The sequence below is a fragment of the Actinoplanes sp. CA-131856 genome (assembly GCF_050956135.1).
Lineage (GTDB): Bacteria > Actinomycetota > Actinomycetes > Mycobacteriales > Micromonosporaceae > Actinoplanes.
This window is the reverse complement of sequence record NZ_CP191849.1, coordinates 8,331,957-8,349,678: the sequence shown is the minus strand read 5'-3', so window position 1 is coordinate 8,349,678 and position 17,722 is coordinate 8,331,957. Positions and strand designations below refer to the sequence as shown.

Sequence of the window (17,722 nt, the reverse complement as noted above, 5' to 3'; positions counted from 1 at the left end):
GGTCAATAGTCCCTCTTCCGGTGAGAAGACTGTCAGCGGCGTAACTCTTGCGAGCCCGTGCGCGTTTCCGCCCGATTCGGTACGTTGGTCGCGTGGCAGCAGTGACGCGTGTGCTCCCCCGTCATTGGGACGGGCGCCGCCTCCTGCGCTTCCTCACGGGGCTGGCCATGCTCGCGCTTGCCTTCACGGTCCCCGCGACCCCGCCGGTTGCGCCGGCTGCGCCTGTCGCGGTCGTTTCGTCCGTACGAGCTGAGGCCGCAAGCGAGACGCCGACGGCGACCCTCGTCGACGAGCCCGAGCCGGCGCCTCCCGTGACCGTGCTGGCGCTGATCGCGGCGACCGTGATCGTCCTGCTCATCGGTGTCGCCCTCCGGGTCCGCCCGGTCCGCGGGCCGCCGGCTCTCTGAGCCCACTTTTGCCGCGTCTGTCGTAAGTCACCTTTCCTATATCCGCCCACGAAACGATCGTGAGGTTGCGATGGAAACCGCCCTGGAAAGCTTCTTCGTCTCCCTGCCCCTGGCCGTCGCGCTCTGGCTGCTCCTGCTGCTCGGCATCGCGATCGCCGTCGCCGCCATGGCGATTCCCCGGCACGCGCCCGCCCCCTCGCCGGCCGAGGCCGAGGCCCAGCGCTACGCCGACGAGGTCACCGTCGCGGCCGGGCGCGCCGCCGCGACCGCCGCCCGCAGCCGCGCCGAGTGGGAGGCCACCCAGCGCGAGCTCGACGAGGCCTGGCTGGCCTTCGACACCGCCGACCAGGCCGCCCGGCGCACCACCCGGGCCGCCGCCTATCCGCTGATGAGCCGCCGCCGCAAGCCCGGCGAGAACCAGGTGCGTGAGCGCTATCTGCACCACGCGGCCACCGCCGCCTGCCGCAACCGCGAGCTCTCCATCGCCCAGCTCAACGACGTGCTGGCCCACCGCGGCTGGAACCCGCGCCTGCACCCGGTCGTCCAGGAGGCCGCGCTGCGCAACGCGATCCGCGCCCACCGCCGGGCCGAATATCAGGCCCTTCAGGAGCGTGAGCGCGAGCTGTGGGAGACCGCCGAGAAGGACGCCGACGCCCTGCGCGTGCTGCGCGCCGAGGCTGCCACCGCGATCGCCCGGGCCGGCGTGCGCCCGCGCCCGGCCGACGAGCAGTGGTTCGCCGACCAGTGGTCAACTGGCGAGATTCCGGCCACCGCCTAGTAATCCGCTGTGGTCTGCGTGAGGACCATGGTGGGCGGGTACCGTAGCCGGGCAGGCCGATTGAGAGGGCAGGAGGCGCCGGCGTGGCGACAACCCCGGCAGGGCAGCCGCCGGTGATCCGGATGCACCGGGCCGCCCGGGTGGAGGACGCGCTTCACGAGATCGTCGAACGCCGGCTGCGTAACCGCGGCTGGCAGCCGGTGATCACCGCCTACACGGGGTACGGTGCGCCCGGCTGGGCTCGCGTGATGGCCCGTGTGGTGCTCACCCGGGGCCCGCAGCGGAGCAAGAAGCTGGAGAAGGTGCGCGGCTGGCGCAGCTTCACGACCTCACCGGTCAACGGCGCCATCGTGAAGATCCAGGTCGGTGACAGCATCACCGAGACCCGCACCGACCGCAGTGGCTACGTCGACTGCCGGGTCAAGGGCGACCTCGAGCCCGGCTGGGGCAAGGTGCGGCTGTTCACCGAGGGCGCGGCGCCGGCCGAGGCGCCGATCCGGGTGGTCGACCCCGAGTGCCGCTTCGGGCTCATCTCCGACATCGACGACACGGTCATGGTCACCGCCCTGCCCCGTCCGCTGCTCGCGGCGTGGAACACGTTCGTGCTCGACGAGCACGCGCGCATGGCCGTGCCCGGCATGGCCGTGCTCTACGAGCGCCTCATCACGGCGAACGCGGGCGCACCGGTCTTCTACCTCTCGACCGGCGCGTGGAACGTGGCGCCCACCCTGTCGCGCTTCCTGTCCCGTCATCTCTACCCGGCGGGCCCGCTGCTGCTGACCGACTGGGGACCGACCCCCGACCGCTGGTTCCGCAGCGGCCAGGAGCACAAGCGCACCACCCTGCAACGGCTGTCGCAGGAGTTCCCCAAGATCAAGTGGCTGCTCATCGGCGACGACGGACAGCACGACCAGGAGATCTACTCCGAGTTCGCGCACGCCCACCCGGACAACGTGGCCGCCGTCGCCATCCGCCGCCTGTCACCCACGCAGTCGGTGCTGGCCGGCGCGGTGCCCGGCCCGTCGGGCGATCCCGAGGCGGTCGGCTCCGGCGGCAAGACCTGGTTCTCGGCGCCCGACGGGGCGGGACTCTGGTCGCTACTCCGAGACACCGATGTTGTCTGAGGCGGCCTCGGCCACCCGCTGGTGCAGCCGCTCCCGGATCTCCTCGGGCGTGTACTGCCTCCGGCGGCGCTCCGCCCGCGCGACAACGGCGCCCGTCGCGGCGACTCCCGCCAGACCGGCCAATCCCACTACTTTCCACCAACGCATCACCCGAGGATAGACACGTGGACGCCGCCATCAGCCTCGACGAGGCCATCGAACTGACGCGCACCGGGGACATCTGGCTCTTCCGGGGACGATCCGGTCCGGACCGGGCGATCCAGACGCTGACCAACAGCCCCGTCAACCATGTCGGCATGTCCATCGTCATCGAGGACATGCCACCCCTGATGTGGCACGCGGAGTTGGGCCGCTCGCTGCCCGACCTGTGGTCCGGCACGTTCCAGCGTGGCGTCCAGCTGCACGACCTGCGCGACGCGGTGACGGTGTGGGCCCAGCGCTACGGCCAGCGCGGCTGGCTGCGCCAACTGGAGCCGGGCGTCACCGCGGCCATGGAGGACAAGGCCCTCAAGACGGTGGCCCGCCTCGACGGCACCCCGTTCCCGTCCTCGGCCCAGCTGGCCTGGCGCTGGGTGCGGGGCCGGGTGCCACAGATCCGCCCCCGCTGGCGCCTGCGCGGCGGCAACGGCCCGGCCGACGACTCGGCCCTGGAGACGGCCTACTGCGCCGAGGTGGTCGCCGTGACGTACGAGGACATGGGTCTGCTCCCCAAGGGCCGCCAGCCCAACTGGTACGACCCGGGCCGCTTCTGGAGCGGCGACGAGCTGGAGATGTGCGCCGGCTTCTCCCTCTCCGACGAGATCCAGGTGTCACTGCCGGCGCATTAGACGGCGAGGCTCCGCGCCCCACCCACCCGTGCCGGGGGTCGACATCCTCGTGCGCGCGCGGAAAGGTGAGTGGCGTGGGCGCCGCGCTGGTGGGCCGGGTGGCCGAGGTGGTCGCGCTCGACCGGCTGCGGGCCGGGGCCGAGCGCGGCGACGGCGCCGTGGCCCTCGTGACCGGCGAGGCGGGCGCGGGCAAGACGGCGCTGGTCGAGGAGGCCGCCGCGCGGGCCGCGGCGGCGGGCATGGTGGTGCTGACCGGCCGGGCCGACCCGGACGAGGGCGCGCCCGCTTTCTGGCCGTGGACGAGGCTGCTGTCGTCGGGCGGTGCGGGGCTCTCGCCGGGGTTGCTGTCGCTGTCGGAAGCGGGCGAAACCGTTGCGGCGGCGCGGTTCCGGGCGATTCAACGAGTGGTGGCGGCGCTGCGGGAAGCGGCCGCGAGCCGGCCGATGCTGCTGGTGCTGGAGGATCTGCACTGGGCCGATGAAGGATCGCTGGCGCTGATCCGCGCGCTGGCCCGGGAGATCGGGCGGGAGCGTCTTCTGCTGATCGGCACGAGCCGGGCCGAGCTCGATCTGGACGGGGCCGAGGTGCTCGCCCTGGAGCCGTGGGATCTGGACACGGTCGGCGCCTACCTCGACGCGCAGGGGCGGGAGAAGGCGCACGGGACGTGGGCGGCCGAGGTGCACCGGCTCGGGGGCGGGAATCCGCTCTACACAAGGGAACTGACCCGGCTGCTGGTCCGTGAGGGACGGTTGGGCCGGCCGGTGGGCGACCTCGAACTGCCGGTGGGACTGAGGCGGCTCGTGGCACGGCGAACGGCGCCCCTGAGCGAGGCGTGCCGCGAAATGCTGGGCGTGGCCGCCGCGTGTGGCAGTGAGCTCGACGTGATCGTGCTTCAGCGCTCGATGAGGATCGCGGCGGCCCATCGCGCGGGGGCGGGCGGCGAAGCCGAGGTGGTGAAGGACGCGGCGGCCCATCGCGCGGGGGTGGGCGGCGAAGCCGAGGCGGTGAAGGGCGCGGCGGCCCATCGCGCGGGGGTGGGCGGCGAAGCCGAGGCGGTGAAGGACGCGGCGGCCCATCGCGCGGGGGTGGGCGGCGAAGCCGAGGCGGTGAAGGGCGCGGCGGCCCATCTCCCGGCGGCTGATGAGGGATGGGCCGGCGGGGGCGCGCTTGCTGAAGCGGTCGCGGCCGGTGTGCTGGTTGATGATCCGTGGGCGCCGGCGCGGGTGCGGTTCGTGCATGAGCTGGTGCGGGAGGCGCTCTACGCCGGGCTTGACCGTGGTGAGCGGATCAGGGTGCACGCGGCGCTCGCCGACGCTCTGGGCGAGAGCCGAGGGGGCAGTCCCGCGGAGATCGCCCGGCATCGGGTGCGGGCGGCGGTCGATGCCGCGTCGCGGGAGCGGGCGGTTGCGGCGTGTGTGGCGGCGGCTCGGGAAGCGGGGCGTGGGCTCGACTTCCGGGAGGCTGTGCACTGGTTCGGGAGGGCGCTCGAGAACGCGCCCGGTGATGCTGGGTTGCGCTTGGAGCGGGCCGAGGCGGCGTACCGGGAAGGGAGTCTCGATCTCGCCCTGGCCGACTGCGCGGCGGTGGTGGACGAGGTGGGTGCGCCGGCCGCGCTGGTGATCCGTGGGGTGGCGGGGCCGCTCGCGCCGGCCCTGATGCGGCTGTGCGAGCGCGCCCTGGAACGCGAACGCGCGCGTGAAGGCGAGGACGCGGCGGGTCCAAGCGAGGGCGCAGCAGGGCAAAGCGAGGGCGCAGCAGGGCAAAGCGAGGGCGCGGCAGGTCAGGGCGAGGGCACGGCGGGTCAGGGCGAGGGCGCGGCGGGTCAGGGCGGGGGCGGCGGGCCCGAGATCGCCAAAGTGCTGGCGCAGTACGCGTTTCTGCTCGCCGAGGAAGAAGATCCGGTGGCGGCGCGGCGGATCAGTGGGGAAGCCATGCGGCTCGCCTCGGCGTCGGGGCGGGCCGACGCGCTCGTGGCGGCTGTGCACGCCCGGCATCAAGTGCTTGATCCGGCGGTGGACGGGGACGAGGTCATCGAGCTGGCCCGCCGCAGCTGTGAGCTCGCCGGGCCGGGTGGGCGGCCCGACGCCGAGCTGTGGGGGCGGGGCTGGCTGCTCGACGCGTGGCTCATGCGGGGGGAGCTGACCGAGTTCGACGCCGAGACGGCCAAGCTGGCCGGGTTGGCCGATCGCCTCGGGTGGCCGGTGGCCCGCTGGCACCTGTTCCGGGCGCGGGCGGCCCGGGCGCTCATCGGCGGGCGCCTCGCCGAGGCCCGCGAGCTGGCCGAGCAGGCCCGGGAGGCCGGGGAACGGGACGAGACGGCCTACTACCTCTATCTCGCCTTCCTCTGTGGACTGTCCGAGCACACGGAGGATTGGTCGTGGGCGGATCTGGCCGACTTCGCCCACGAGGACATGCCGATCGCGGTGGCGCAGGTGGGGCTCATGGCCCGCGGTGTCGGCGACCGGGAGGCCGGGGCCGACTGCACGCGGCGGCTCCGGGTCGCCCTCGAACGGCTTCCGGCCGATCCGCGCCGGCCCTTCGTGGTGGTGATGACCGGTGAGCTGGCCGCCTGGACGGGGGACCGGGAGCTGGCCGGTGACTGCTACGAGCGGGCTCTTCCGTACGCCGGCCTCTATCTGAACTCGATGTCCAGTTGTCAGGGTGCCGTCGACCGGTCGCTCGGCATCATGGCGGGGGCGCTCGGCGCGGCCGCCGCGGCGGAGAAGCATCTGGCGTCGGCGGTCGCCATGGAGGAGAGGATCGGCGCGCCGTCGTTCGCGGCGATCGCTCGTCTGGCGTACGCCAAGCAGGTCCGGGAGAGCGACCCCCGACTGAGCCGGAAGCTGGCCGCCGGGGCCTCGCACCTGAAGGGTGCGGCCGAGCTGGCCCGTGACGATCTGACGCCGCGGGAGCGGGAGATCGCGGGTCTGGTCGCGGAGGGACTGTCCAACCGGGCCGTGGCCGAGCGGCTCTTCCTGTCCGAGCGCACGGTCGAGACGCATGTGCGCAACATCCTGGCCAAGCTCGGGCTGGCCCGGCGCACCGACCTACGTGCCGGTTCTCAGTACCGGCACTGAGGTCTCACCGGTCGCGGCCGTCGAGGCTCGGGGGCATGACTACCGACGTACACACCGAACTTGTCCCTGGCACCTACACCATCGATCCCGCGCGCTCGGCCTGCCGGCTGACCGCGACCCACGTCTTCGGCCTCAAGCCGGTCACGGCGACCATGGCCCTGCGCGGCGGCACCGTCACGGTCGCCGCCGATCCGGCCGCGTCGACCGCCTCGGCGGTGCTGGAGGCAAAGACCTTCAAGTCCGATGATGTACGCCGGAACAGGGACATCACCGGCACGAAGTTCCTCGACGCGGAGCGCCATCCGGTGATCGGCTTCCGCAGCACCCGTGTCCACCGTGACGGGGCGGGCTGGAAGCTGGCGGGCGTCCTGCGCGTCCGTGGCCATGACAGCGAGGTGACGCTCGCCCTGGAGACGGCCGAGCCGGTCGCGGGCGGCTGCCATTTCGTCGCCACCGGCGTCGTCGACCGGGTCGAGGCCGGAGTGCGGACGGGCCGGGCGATCATCGCCCGGCCCGTCCGGATCACTCTCGACCTGTACGCGTCGGCGTCAGCGGCCTGAGCGGCGGCCGCCCACGCGGGTGCCGGCGCTGAACGCGGCGGCGCCACCCGAGGACGCGGGGCGGCCCTGTGCGGACGACGAGCCGGCGCCGCGGGACTGGCTGGTGTGCACCGGCGTCGAGCCCGTGCCGCCACCGCGACGGCCGCGGCCGCCGCCCGTGCCCTGCGACTGGCGGCCACCGGCGCCCTGCTCGGTGCGGGGACGCTGGGCGCGGCCCTCGCCGTGGCGGGTCGTGCTGGCCGCCTGCTCGGGACGCGACTCGGCCGGGCGGCCCGCGCCCCGTCCCCGGCCACGGCCCCGGCGGCTGCGGCCCGCGCCAGGGGCGCCCTCGTCGGCGCTCGGCGAGACCGCGGGGGCCTCCACCGCCGCCTGGCGGGGCGCGACGAACACGCGCTCACCCGGCGCCAGCTCGGCCAGCAGCGGGTCGCCGGGGCGGGTGCGGCTGGTCGTCGGGCGGACGCCGGCCTTGCGGGTCAGATCGCGCACCTCGGACTGCTGGTCGTCAGTCATCAGGGTGACGACCGTGCCGCGCGCGCCGGCCCGGGCCGTGCGGCCCGAACGGTGCAGGTACGCCTTGTGCTCGACCGGCGGGTCGGCGTGGATCACCAGGGCGACGTCGTCGACGTGGATGCCGCGGGCCGCGATGTCGGTCGCCACCAGCGTCTCGGCCGTGCCGTCGGAGAACGCGGCCAGGTTGCGGTTGCGGGCGTTCTGGGCGAGGTTGCCGTGCAGCTCCACCGCCGGCACGCCGGCCTGGTTGAGCTGGCGGGTCAGCACCTTGGCCCGGCGCTTGGTGCGGGTGAACACGACCGTACGGCCGGGGGCGGCCAGCAGGTCCACCAGGACCGGGAAGCGGTCGTCACCCCGGACGTGCAGGACGTGGTGGTCCATCTGGACCGGCGCCTCGGTGGCCGAGTCGACCGAGTGCGTCACCGGCTTGTGCAGGAAGCGCTTGACCAGCACGTCCACGCCGTTGTCGAGGGTCGCCGAGAACAGCATCCGCTGGCCCTCGCGCGGCGTCTGGTCCATCAGGCGGCGGACGACCGGAAGGAAGCCCAGGTCGGCCATGTGGTCGGCCTCGTCGAGCACGGTGATCTCGACCGAGTCGAGCGACGCGTGCCCGTTGCGCAGGTGGTCGTCGAGGCGGCCCGGGCAGGCCACGAGCACGTCGACACCGGCCTTGAGGCCCTTGATCTGCGGGTTCGCGCCGACACCGCCGAACACCGTGATGGTGCGCAGGCCCAGCTTGGCCGCCAGCGGGGCCATGGTGGCCTCGATCTGGGTGGCCAGCTCACGGGTCGGGGCCAGGATCAGCGCGCGGGGCCGGCCGGGACGGCGCGGCGACTTCGAGGCGGCCAGGCGGGCCAGGACGGGCAGGACGAACGCGTACGTCTTGCCGGAGCCGGTTCGGCCCCGGCCGAGCACGTCACGGCCGGCGAGCGAGTCGGGCAGCGTGGCCGCCTGGATCGGGAAGGGGGTGGTGATGCCGAGGTCGGCGAGGGCCGCGGTCAGCACGGCGGGCACGCCGAACTCGGAAAAGGTGGTCATGTAGCGGTTGCTCCAGATGGGTCGAGGGGTCGTCCTGCCCGGCGCAGACTTTGTTCTCAGTCGCGGCGCGTGGTGGCCGATCCGGCGGACCGTGAGACCGGTCCGGTGACGGCCCGAGGCAAGACAGTGCGGACCGCGAGATCAAGTGTACCCCGGTGGGTGATGCAACCGGGCTGCACCCGAACGGGACCCGAACAGCACTCAGCGAGGATCACCTTTCTCCTCAGCGCCGGAACTCCCCCCACCGGCCGGTACGCGAGGAGACCCCCCATGATGAGCGGAGACGATCGCCGTCGCGCCGACGTCGTCCAGGAGCACATGCCGCTCGTCGGCCACCTGGTCCGCGAGATGCTCGCGAGGGTCCCGGCCCACGTCAACCGGGACGACCTGATGTCCGCCGGATACGCCGCGCTGGTGCACGCGGCCCGGGGATTCGACGACTCGCGGGGTGTGCCGTTCGCCCGGTTCGCGGCGGCCCGGGTGCGCGGCGCCCTGCTGGACGAGCTGCGCGGTCTCGACTGGGCCAGCCGCTCGGTGCGGCAGCGGGCCCGGCGCACCGACTCGGCCCGCCAGGAACTCACCGCCGAGCTGGGCCGCAACCCCACCGCGCAGGAGGTGGCCGACCGGCTGGGCTGCTCGGTCGAGGACATCGAGTCGGCCGACGACGACGTGCAGCGGGCCGTGGTGTTCAGCCTCCAGGGCTTCGCCACGGCCGGCGCGGACGACATGGTGACCGAGCCGAGCGCCGGACCGGAGGAGATGCTGATCCGCCGGGAACGGCTCGGCTATCTGCGCCACGCGATCGAGGCGCTGCCGGAGCGGCTGCGGGCGGTGGTGCAGGGCTACTTCTTCGAGGAGCGGCCGATGGCCCGCATCGCCGAGGATCTGGGCGTCACCGAGTCGCGCGTGTCACAGCTGCGGGCGGAGGCGCTGGTGCTGCTGCGTGACGGCCTCAACACCCACCTCGACCCCGCCATGGCCGCGCCGGCCAAGGACGGCTGCGTGGCCCGGCGGCGGACGGCGTACTACGACCAGATCGCCAGTCGCGGGACGCTGAAGACCCGCCTGGCCGTCACCGGACCGGACGGACTGCCGGTACCGGTGGCGGCGTAGACGACTCCTACTGGTTGGCGCAGGTGCCGGCCTTCTTCTGGGCGGCGATCGCCTTGGCCGCGCCCTGCTTGTAGAGGGCCAGGCCCTCCTTGGCGGGCTCCAGCTTCCAGGCGTCGCCCTCGTAGACCATCGTGTACGACTGCGCCGCCACGAGCTGCTTGGCGATGACGATCGCGCGGTCCGTGCCCTCCATGCGGGCGCTGGTCAGCTGGATGGCCAGGCCCTTGCGGGAGCAGGCCACGTTCAGCTTGACGTAGTCGTCCTTGCTGATCGCCTGCTTGCCGGCGGCGGTGTACATGTCCCAGGCGCCGGCGAAGTCGCCGCCCGAGAAGCGGTCGAACACGGTCTGCGCGGCGGCGCGGGCGCCGTCGATGGTCTTGGCCTCGGGGCCGCTCTGCGCGGCCTGGGCGGCGTTGCCGGCGGGGGCCTCGTCGTCGCCGGTGCAGGCGGTGGTGAGGGTGAGGGAGGCGGCGGCGACGAGGGTCAGCGCGCCGAGACGTCGGAACGGGTGGATGCGGTTCATGACCGTGTTAATCCAGATCGGCCGTTCTCAGTAACGGCTCGCCGGTAACTGTGACCGATAGCTGACACTTTCCGGAGCGGCCGTAACCTGCGCTATTCTCACCGTTTGCTGGCAACAAAAAAGCGACCCATAGGGTCGCTGACCCGGGAATGATACCACTAAGGGGAGTGGCATTGTCAAGCTCCGCATCGGACGACCTCCGTTCCGAGCAGGCGTACCTCACCACCCTCTACGGCCGGCTGGACAGCCTGCGCGCCCAGGCCGACGATCGGCTGCGCGGCATCCTGCTGGAGTCCGGCGGCACGCCGCAGGGCCGCACGCAGCGTGAGGCCCAGCGCGCCCACTACGCCGAGCAGCTCGCGCAGATGAACGCGGTGGAGAACGGCCTGTGCTTCGGCCGTCTCGACTTCGCCGGCGCCGAGTCGCCGCTCTACATCGGCCGTCTCGGCCTCTCGGCCGAGGAGCACGACCGTGACCCGCTGCTGGTCGACTGGCGCGCTCCCGCCTCCCGGCCGTTCTATCTGGCCACCGCGGTCTCGCCGGACGGCGTGACCCGGCGGCGGCACCTGCGCACCAAGGGCCGGGTGCTGACCGGCATCGACGACGAGGTGCTCGACCTCCAGGACGGCGCCGCCGCCGGTGGCCGCGAGGACGTGACCGGCGAGGCCGCGCTGCTGGCGGCGCTGACCGCCAACCGCACCGGCCGGATGCGCGACATCGTCGAGACCATCCAGGCCGAGCAGGACGAGGTGATCCGGGCCGGGCTGGCCGGCGTGATGGTCGTGCAGGGCGGGCCGGGCACCGGCAAGACCGCTGTCGCGCTGCACCGCGCGGCCTACCTGCTCTACACCTATCGGCAGCAGCTCACCAAGCAGGGCGTGCTGATCCTCGGCCCCAACCCGACCTTCCTGCGCTACATCTCCCAGGTGCTGCCGTCGCTCGCCGAGACCGGTGTGCTGCTGGCCACGCTGGGCGACATGTTCCCGGGCGTGCGCGCCCGCGCGGTGGAGCCGTCGGCCGCGGCCGCGGTCAAGGGCCGCCTGGCCATGCTCGACGTGCTGGCCCAGGCGGTCGCCGACCGGCAGACCGTGCCCGACACCTTCGCCGAGGTCGACCACGACGGCTATCCGCTGCGCATCGAGCGGGCCGTCCTCGAGGACGCGCGGGCCGCGGCCCGCCGCTCCGGCCGCCCGCACAACGTGGCCCGCGCCATGTTCGTGACCGAGGCCATCCACGCGCTGTCGTTGCAGATCGCCGAGCGCATCGGCACCGACCCGCTGGGCGGTGACAACCTGCTCTCCGAGGCCGACCTGGCCGAGACCCGGCGTGAGCTGCGCGAGGACGTCGACGTGCAGCGGGCGCTGTTCGACTTCTGGCCGGTGCTGACCCCGCGCCAGGTGCTGCGTGACCTGCTGTCAGACGCCGACCGGCTGGAGTCGGCCGGCGCCGGGCTGACCGCCGCGGAACGGGCGCTGCTGCTGCGCGACCGCGACGCCAAGTGGACGCCGGCCGACGTGCCGCTGCTCGACGAGCTGGCCGAGCTGCTCGGCGTCGACGACACGCTGCGGGCCCGCGAGGTGGCCCGGCAGCGGCGTGAGGCCGTCGACTACGCCGAGGGCGTGCTCGAGATCCTGGCCGGTTCGCGCTCGCTCGACTTCGAGGACCAGGAGGAGGAGATCCTCTCCGCGCTCGACGTGGTCGAGGCGGGCGCGTTCGTCGAGCGGCACGAGGTGCTCGACACCCGCACGGCGGCCGAGCGGGCCGCCGCCGACCGCACGTGGGTCTTCGGTCACGTGATCGTCGACGAGGCCCAGGAGCTGTCGCCGATGGCGTGGCGGTTGCTGATGCGCCGCTGCCCGAGCCGGTCGATGACAGTGGTCGGCGACGTCGCGCAGACCTCCGAGCTGGCCGGCACGACGACCTGGGAGCAGGTCTTCGAGCCGTACGTGGGCCAGCGCTGGAACCTGGTCGAGCTGACGGTCAACTACCGGACGCCGTCGGAGGTGATGGCGGTGGCGGCCGACGTGCTGGCCGCGGTCGACCCGGCCCTGGAGCCGCCCCGCTCGGTGCGGTCGGCCGGCGTCGCGCCGTGGTCACTCCGGGTGCCGCCGGTCGCTCTGGCGGCCGAGGTCATTGCGGCCGTACGCCTGGAGGCCGCCGAAGCGGGAGACGGCCGTGTCGGTGTCCTCGTGCCGGAGGGCCGCGAGGCCGATCTGGGCCGGGCCCTGGTCGAGGCCGTGCCCGGCGCGGCCGTGGGCGAGCAGCCCGACCTGCTCAACCAGATCGCGCTGATGACCGTGCGGCAGGCCAAGGGCCTGGAGTTCGACGCGGTGGTGGTGGTCGAGCCCGACGAGATCATCGCGGAGAGCCCGCGCGGCCTGTCGGATCTGTACGTGGCGGTCACCCGGGCCACCCGGCGCCTGGGTGTGCTGCACACGGCTGACCTGCCGAAGGTGCTCAGCTCGCTGGCATGAAAAAGGGGCCCCCGTCCGGGGGCCCCTTGTCTCATCAGGCGGCGGCTGCGGGCGTACGCAGAAGGCCGTTTCCGTACTTGGTGTGGCCGTGGGCGTTGGTCAGCTCCAGGCGGGAGCGGACCGACGTGCTGCTGGCGATGTTGGCGTAGTAGTTGGCGCGGCGGCGCGCGACGATGCTCTCCGGGTTGTCCGGCACGGGGGCCATCTCCGGGTCGAGGTGGGTGTTGAGGCCGTCCTTGAGCAGCGACAGCGCCTCGGCGCGCAGCTGCGACACCCGCGACTCGGTGACGCCCAGGTCGGCCGCGATGTCGGCCATGGGGCGCTCGTGCAGGAAGTACTCGGTGATGACGACCTGGAGGCGCTCCGGCAGCGAGCCGATCGCGTGGTGCAGGTAACCGATCTGCTCGCGGCGGATCAGCATGTCCTCCGGGCCCGGCGTCTTCTCGGTGACCAGGTCGTCGGCCGAGCTGGTGGTGAAGCCCTGGAGCGACAGCACGGTGGCGCGCTGCACGTCGGTGTCGGTCTGCTTGAGCTCGGTGGTGGTGGTGCCGAGGGCCTGGGCCAGCTCGTCCGAGGTCGGCGTGCGGCCGAGGGCGGTGGTCAGCGCCTGGCGTGTGGTGTCGGTGGCGCGGGCCTTGGTGCGCACCGAGCGGGTCGCCCAGTCGAGCGAGCGCAGCTCGTCGAGGATGGCGCCGCGGATGCGGGTGCTGGCGAAGCGGTGGAACGGGATGCCGCGCTGCGGGTCCCAGCCCCGGGCCGCGGTGACCAGGGCGTGCAGGCCGGCGCTGGTCAGGTCGTCGCGGTGGATGTGGTTGGGGATGCGGCTGAGCATGTCGCGCACCAGGTGGCCGACGAGCGGCATGTGGGCGCGGATGTACTCCTCCTGCTCGGCGGCGGACAGCACCGTGGCGGAGGCGTTGTCGGCGTTGATGTCGGCAGCGTTCGCGATGCTGGTCATGTGCGTTTCCCCCATGTTTGTCGGCGGCCCGGTCCATCGGGCTCTCCGGCGTACATGGGGAAGTTCGACCGCCCCCGGTTCCCGGTGCAGTCGTAATCGGGTGCCGTGCGGTTGCTCTCGCCTACTTGAGGGTTTCTGGCACCGTGGGGGCATGGATCTGAGCGACTCGCACGGGGTGATCACGCTCGTCGCCGGGCTGGCGATCGCTGTAGGGATCGTCGGCGTGGTGATCCCGGTGCTGCCCGGGCTGCTGCTGAGCTGGGCCGGGGTGCTGCTCTGGGCGCTGCTGGGCTCGGACAGCGGCGGGCGCTGGGTGGTGCTGGCGGTGGCCACGCTGGTGGCGCTGGGCGGGGCCGCGGTCAAATATCTGGTGCCGGGCAAGCGGCTCAAGAGCGTGGGCGTGCCCAATACGGCGCTGCTGGCCGGCGGCGTCCTCGGCGTGATCGGCTTCTTCGTGATCCCGGTGATCGGCATCGTGATCGGGTTCGTGCTCGGCGTCTATCTGGTCGAGCTCCAGCGCCTGGGCCACGAGCGCGCCTGGCCGTCGACCAGGCACGCCCTGGCCGCCGCCGGCATGGCCATGCTGATCGAGTTCACGACCGCCCTGGCCGTCGGCGTCATCTGGGTCTTCGGGCTCCTTCTAACGTGACCGGCGAACCCTCCTGGTGCGCCTGCGCTGGGTGAGCAACAGCAGCAGGGGGGTCGCCGCCAACAGGAGTGCCACCGAGGCGGCCGCCGCCACCGACAGCAGCTGCGGGGACGTCGGGCGGGTGTCGGCCGCCTTCGCCGCGGCCTGGTTGCCCGCGGCGCTGGGCTCGGGCGCGGCCTCCGGGGTGGCGTTCTTCGCGGCCGTCTCCTCCGGGGTCACCAGCTTGCCGACCGAGGCATCATCGGGCAGCGAGAAACCCCAGTCGAGCAGGGCGGCGCCCTGGTCGTACCCGCGCTGCGGCCGCGCCTCGGCGCCGAGCAGGGTGACCACGAGCCGCCGGCCGTCGCGCTGGGCCGCGCCCACGTAGCTGTGCCGCGCGAGCTGGGTGAAGCCGGTCTTGCCGCCCAGCGCGCCCGGGTATTTGTAGATCAGCTTGTTCTCGTTCTGGAACTGGAAGCCGCCCTTCTTCAGCGCCGGCTGCGCCGGCATCTGGGCGACCTTCGTCAGGGCGTACTTGCGGAAGTCGGCGTTGGCGAAACAGACGCGGGCGATCAGGGCCAGGTCGTACGCGCTGGTGAACTGACCCTTGCCGTCGAGGCCGGACGGGGTCACGGCGTGGGTCTGATAGGCGCCCAGGCGCTTGGCGGTGTCGTTCATGGCGGCGACCGTCCTGGCCACGCCGTCCTTGCCGCCGCCACCGGCCAGCCGGGCCAGCGCGTTGGCCGCGTCGTTGCCCGAGTTGAGCAGCAGGCCCAGCCAGAGGGTGGAGATCGTGTACTTCCCGCCGACCACGAGACCGACGGCCGAGCTGCCCGGCTCGATGTCGAGGTCGTCGGCGGTGACGGTGATCTGCTTCTTCGGGTCGAGCTTGCCGATCGCGGTGGCCGCCAGCAGGGTCTTCTGGACGCTGGCCGGGGTCTGGTAGACGTGCGGGCCGCAGCCGCCGAGCACCTCGCCGCTGTCGAGGTCGGCCACCATCCAGGTGGTCGCGGTGACCGCCGGCGGCTGCTTCACGCCGGCCGGGATCACCAGGCCGTGGGTGGCGAGGGCGTCGCCGCCGATCGCGAAGCCGACCGGGTCGTCGGCCGGCGGCGCGGGCCGGGCCGGCACCCCGGCCGGCGGCGCGACCTTGGGCTTGGGACAGGGGATGGCCGGCGCGGCGGCCCGGGCCGGGAGGGCCACTACTGGTGCGGCAGCCTGGGCCGGGTGAGCCACGACTGGTGCGGCGGCCATGGCGGGGGAGGCCACGACCGGGGAAAGCAGGGCGACGGCCGGCACGGACGCCAGGATGGAGCGGATCAAGGCCAGGAAACTCCAGCTTCGAGTCGCTTGGTGAGCAACTGGGCGAGGGGAAGCGTCTCGCCGTCGCCACCACCGGCGCCGACGATCAAACGGGGGACGCTCGGCGACAGGTCGGCCCCGGCGAACCGGGCCCGCCACGACGCCGGCACGGTGAGCACGTAGTACTCACCGTCCTCGCCGACGGCGACGGAACGATTCGATTTGAGGTACCACCCGCGCACATGAGTTCGGTACGTGGATCGTCCGTCGAAGGTTCGAGCCATCAACGTTTGTGGATGAATCTCACGTTCGGCGGCGCGCCGCACGAAGTCCGCGAGCAGCGCCGCCGCCTCACGGGCCTCGGCCGCGCGGCTCTCCTCCATGGCCGCGGCGTGGCCGGCGACGGCCTGCCGGCGCTTTTCCCGCCAGTCGTCGTCGCGCTCGCTCATGCCAGTGACCCTAAGTGATGCGCTGCCGCGGGGCCAGCCGAGCTATCCGCCTCCGATTACGGTAATGACGGCCCGCCATTTGAATACCGGTCCGGTGTCCGTGTCAAAAGAATGGCGAATTCTTCTAGAGAAACAGTTGCGCGCGAACCCGCGGCGAGCAACACTTGCACCGCGGTTGGTCGGATTACTACTCGGGAGTCGTCATGGCGCGGCAGGTAATCACCACTCTGATCGACGATCTGGACGGAAAGAAGGCCGATCGCACGGTCGAGTTCAGTCTGGACGGTATTAACTACACGATCGACCTTTCCGAGGCCAATGCGGGTAAGCTCCGCAAGGCTCTCGACCCGTACATCAGCGCGGGCACCCGGCTCGGCCGCGCCTCGACCGGCCGCATCCCGGCTCGTCGCGGCCCCGGCGGCCGCACCGCGAGCTCCCGCGACGAAAACCGGCTGATCCGCGAGTGGGCCGTCGCCAACGGGCACCAGATTTCCGAGCGCGGCCGCATTCCGCAGGGCGTCACCGACGCCTACCGCGCCGCCAACGGCCGCTGATTAGGCTCCGCCCGCGCGGAGCCTCGGCAGCCGGGAAGCGACCGATTCCAGCACCTTTTCGTCGCCGGCGTACCAACTCCGCTCGCGCGGCCAATGCGTGATGACGTCGGTGAAGCCGAGCGCGGCCGCGCGGCCGACCGCGTCGGTGAAGGCTTCCACGCTGCTCATCGAATAGACCGGTGACGTGTCGAGGTTCAGATAGCGCGGGACGGCGTCGCGCTCGCGGCCGGCCTCGTCGAGCGCCTCGTCGAAAGCGCCGGAGAGCCGGGCCACCGACTCCCACCACTGCTCCGCGCTCTCCGGGACGCTGAAGTTGGCTCCGCCGGCCACCCCGGCCACGCCGGTGGTGACCCAGCCGTCGCCGTGCCGGGCGGCCAGCCGCAGCGCCCGCTTGCCGCCGGCCGCCACCACGAACGGCGGCCGCGGTCGCTGCACCGGGCCGGGATTGCCCCGGGCGTTCACCGCCGTGTAGTAGTTGCCCCGGTGGTTCACCGGCTCGTCGCCGAGCATCCGGCCGAACACGTCGAGGAACTCGGCGAAACGGTCGACGCGCTGCCCGGGGGTGAGCTCAGGCGTACCCAGAACCTCGGCGTCGAAGCCGACGCCGCCCGCACCCAGCCCGAGCATCAGCCGGCCTTGCGAGATGTCGTCGATCGCCGTGACCTCGCGGGCGAAATGCACCGGGTGCCGGAAGTTCGGCGAGGCCACGTACGTCCCGAGGCGGATCCGCCGGGTCACCATGGCCGCCGCGGTGAGCGTCGGCACGGCGTCGAACCACGGGCCGTCGACGAGGTCGCGCCACCCGAGGTGGTCGTAGGTCCAGGCGTGGTCGAAGCCGTACTCCTCGGCGCGCTGCCAGCGCCGCCCGGCGACGGACCAGCGCTGGTCGGGGAGGATGACGATGCCGATGCGCATCGGACGACGCTATCTCACGCCGTGCGGCGGTCCTGATCGGCTCCCTCGCCCGTGCCGCGGTGCGCCGCCTCGGCGAAGGCCTCGAGGGCCCGCACCAGCTCCTGCTGGGCGCCGGCGTCCATCTTGCCGAGCACCTCGCCGAGCGCCGCGCGCCGGCTCTCCCTCAGTTGGTCGAGGAGCCGCCGGGCCGACGGGGTGATCATCAGCCGTACCTCGCGGCGGTCGCGGGGGTCGGGCACCCGGCGCAGCAGGCCGGTCGCCTCGAGCCGGTCGCACAGGCGGCTGGCCGAGGAGGGCACCACTTCGAGCGTCTCGGCGAGCCGGCTCATGTTGGTGTGCCGGTTGGCCGAGACGATCATGAGGACGCGCAGCTGGGCCGGCGGCACCGCCGGGGACTGGGCGAGCCGGGCCGCTTCGAGGACGGACACCAGCGAATCGACCGTCGACTCGACAGCCGCGGCGACGTCGGTGTGCCGGTCCATGTC

Annotated in this window: 18 protein-coding genes; 10 read left to right on the top strand and 8 right to left on the bottom strand. The window is 72.8% G+C overall.

What is annotated here, in order from left to right:
• Window positions 1-92: 92 nt before the first annotated feature.
• The 3 genes from ACQP2X_RS38305 (at window position 93) to ACQP2X_RS38295 (ending at window position 2,309) form a co-directional block, all read left to right on the top strand.
• A complete protein-coding gene (locus ACQP2X_RS38305; protein WP_498690318.1) occupies window positions 93-407 on the top strand; it encodes a hypothetical protein in 315 nt (104 codons plus the stop codon).
• Between the two features lie 70 nt (window positions 408-477).
• On the top strand, window positions 478-1,185 hold the full coding sequence (locus tag ACQP2X_RS38300; RefSeq protein WP_498690317.1) for a hypothetical protein: 708 nt from the start codon (window positions 478-480) through the stop codon (window positions 1,183-1,185).
• A 122-nt stretch (window positions 1,186-1,307) separates the two neighbouring features.
• A complete protein-coding gene (locus ACQP2X_RS38295; protein WP_498701147.1) occupies window positions 1,308-2,309 on the top strand; it encodes an App1 family protein phosphatidate phosphatase in 1,002 nt (333 codons plus the stop codon).
• Here ACQP2X_RS38295 and ACQP2X_RS38290 read toward each other — a convergent pair.
• Window positions 2,283-2,456: a hypothetical protein gene (locus ACQP2X_RS38290; protein WP_498690316.1), complete on the bottom strand. Its 174-nt coding sequence runs from the start codon at window positions 2,454-2,456 to the stop codon at window positions 2,283-2,285. The two genes, ACQP2X_RS38295 and ACQP2X_RS38290, sit on opposite strands and share 27 nt — an antisense overlap.
• A gap of 17 nt (window positions 2,457-2,473) precedes the next feature.
• On the opposite strand from ACQP2X_RS38290, the gene ACQP2X_RS38285 reads away from it, so the two are divergent.
• The 3 genes from ACQP2X_RS38285 (at window position 2,474) to ACQP2X_RS38275 (ending at window position 6,773) form a co-directional block, all read left to right on the top strand.
• Entirely contained in the window at window positions 2,474-3,136 is a 663-nt protein-coding gene (locus ACQP2X_RS38285) for a hypothetical protein (RefSeq protein WP_498690314.1), read from the top strand.
• 74 nt (window positions 3,137-3,210) lie between these two features.
• On the top strand, window positions 3,211-6,213 hold the full coding sequence (locus ACQP2X_RS38280; RefSeq protein WP_498690312.1) for an ATP-binding protein: 3,003 nt from the start codon (window positions 3,211-3,213) through the stop codon (window positions 6,211-6,213).
• A gap of 35 nt (window positions 6,214-6,248) precedes the next feature.
• The gene (locus ACQP2X_RS38275; RefSeq protein ID WP_498690310.1) at window positions 6,249-6,773 is read left to right on the top strand and encodes a YceI family protein; all 525 of its coding nucleotides are present in this window, start codon (window positions 6,249-6,251) and stop codon (window positions 6,771-6,773) included.
• Here ACQP2X_RS38275 and ACQP2X_RS38270 read toward each other — a convergent pair.
• Complete coding sequence (locus tag ACQP2X_RS38270; RefSeq protein WP_498690308.1) at window positions 6,762-8,321, bottom strand: DEAD/DEAH box helicase; 1,560 nt, start codon at window positions 8,319-8,321, stop codon at window positions 6,762-6,764. The two genes, ACQP2X_RS38275 and ACQP2X_RS38270, sit on opposite strands and share 12 nt — an antisense overlap.
• Window positions 8,322-8,594: 273 nt before the next feature.
• Between ACQP2X_RS38270 and ACQP2X_RS38265 the strand changes: the two genes are divergently transcribed.
• On the top strand, window positions 8,595-9,434 hold the full coding sequence (locus ACQP2X_RS38265; protein ID WP_498690306.1) for a sigma-70 family RNA polymerase sigma factor: 840 nt from the start codon (window positions 8,595-8,597) through the stop codon (window positions 9,432-9,434).
• 7 nt (window positions 9,435-9,441) lie between these two features.
• On the opposite strand, the gene ACQP2X_RS38260 is transcribed toward ACQP2X_RS38265, so the two are convergent.
• Window positions 9,442-9,957: a hypothetical protein gene (locus tag ACQP2X_RS38260; protein ID WP_498690304.1), complete on the bottom strand. Its 516-nt coding sequence runs from the start codon at window positions 9,955-9,957 to the stop codon at window positions 9,442-9,444.
• A gap of 149 nt (window positions 9,958-10,106) precedes the next feature.
• Here ACQP2X_RS38260 and ACQP2X_RS38255 point away from each other — a divergent pair, with 149 nt between their 5' ends.
• On the top strand, window positions 10,107-12,431 hold the full coding sequence (locus tag ACQP2X_RS38255) for a HelD family protein (protein ID WP_498690302.1): 2,325 nt from the start codon (window positions 10,107-10,109) through the stop codon (window positions 12,429-12,431).
• 34 nt (window positions 12,432-12,465) lie between these two features.
• Here ACQP2X_RS38255 and ACQP2X_RS38250 read toward each other — a convergent pair whose 3' ends face one another.
• Window positions 12,466-13,389, bottom strand: a complete 924-nt coding sequence (locus ACQP2X_RS38250) for a sigma-70 family RNA polymerase sigma factor (RefSeq protein WP_498690300.1) — start codon at window positions 13,387-13,389, stop codon at window positions 12,466-12,468.
• A 151-nt stretch (window positions 13,390-13,540) separates the two neighbouring features.
• Between ACQP2X_RS38250 and ACQP2X_RS38245 the strand changes: the two genes are divergently transcribed.
• Window positions 13,541-14,038, top strand: a complete 498-nt coding sequence (locus ACQP2X_RS38245; RefSeq protein ID WP_498690299.1) for a DUF456 domain-containing protein — start codon at window positions 13,541-13,543, stop codon at window positions 14,036-14,038.
• Here ACQP2X_RS38245 and ACQP2X_RS38240 read toward each other — a convergent pair.
• Window positions 14,030-15,271 (bottom strand): D-alanyl-D-alanine carboxypeptidase family protein, encoded by a 1,242-nt coding sequence (locus tag ACQP2X_RS38240; protein WP_498701145.1) that lies wholly within the window; start codon window positions 15,269-15,271, stop codon window positions 14,030-14,032. The two genes, ACQP2X_RS38245 and ACQP2X_RS38240, sit on opposite strands and share 9 nt — an antisense overlap.
• 65 nt (window positions 15,272-15,336) lie before the next feature.
• Window positions 15,337-15,768 carry a hypothetical protein gene (locus ACQP2X_RS38235; RefSeq protein WP_498690297.1) on the bottom strand — a complete coding sequence of 144 codons (432 nt, stop codon included), beginning with the start codon at window positions 15,766-15,768 and terminating at the stop codon, window positions 15,337-15,339.
• 203 nt (window positions 15,769-15,971) lie between these two features.
• On the opposite strand from ACQP2X_RS38235, the gene ACQP2X_RS38230 reads away from it, so the two are divergent.
• Window positions 15,972-16,322, top strand: a complete 351-nt coding sequence (locus ACQP2X_RS38230; protein ID WP_097326060.1) for a histone-like nucleoid-structuring protein Lsr2 — start codon at window positions 15,972-15,974, stop codon at window positions 16,320-16,322.
• Here the strand turns inward: ACQP2X_RS38230 and ACQP2X_RS38225 are convergent, their stop codons facing one another.
• Complete coding sequence (locus ACQP2X_RS38225; protein WP_498690295.1) at window positions 16,323-17,237, bottom strand: LLM class flavin-dependent oxidoreductase; 915 nt, start codon at window positions 17,235-17,237, stop codon at window positions 16,323-16,325.
• Between the two features lie 14 nt (window positions 17,238-17,251).
• The gene (locus tag ACQP2X_RS38220) at window positions 17,252-17,719 is read right to left on the bottom strand and encodes a MarR family winged helix-turn-helix transcriptional regulator (protein ID WP_498690293.1); all 468 of its coding nucleotides are present in this window, start codon (window positions 17,717-17,719) and stop codon (window positions 17,252-17,254) included.
• Between the last annotated feature and the right edge of the window lie 3 nt (window positions 17,720-17,722).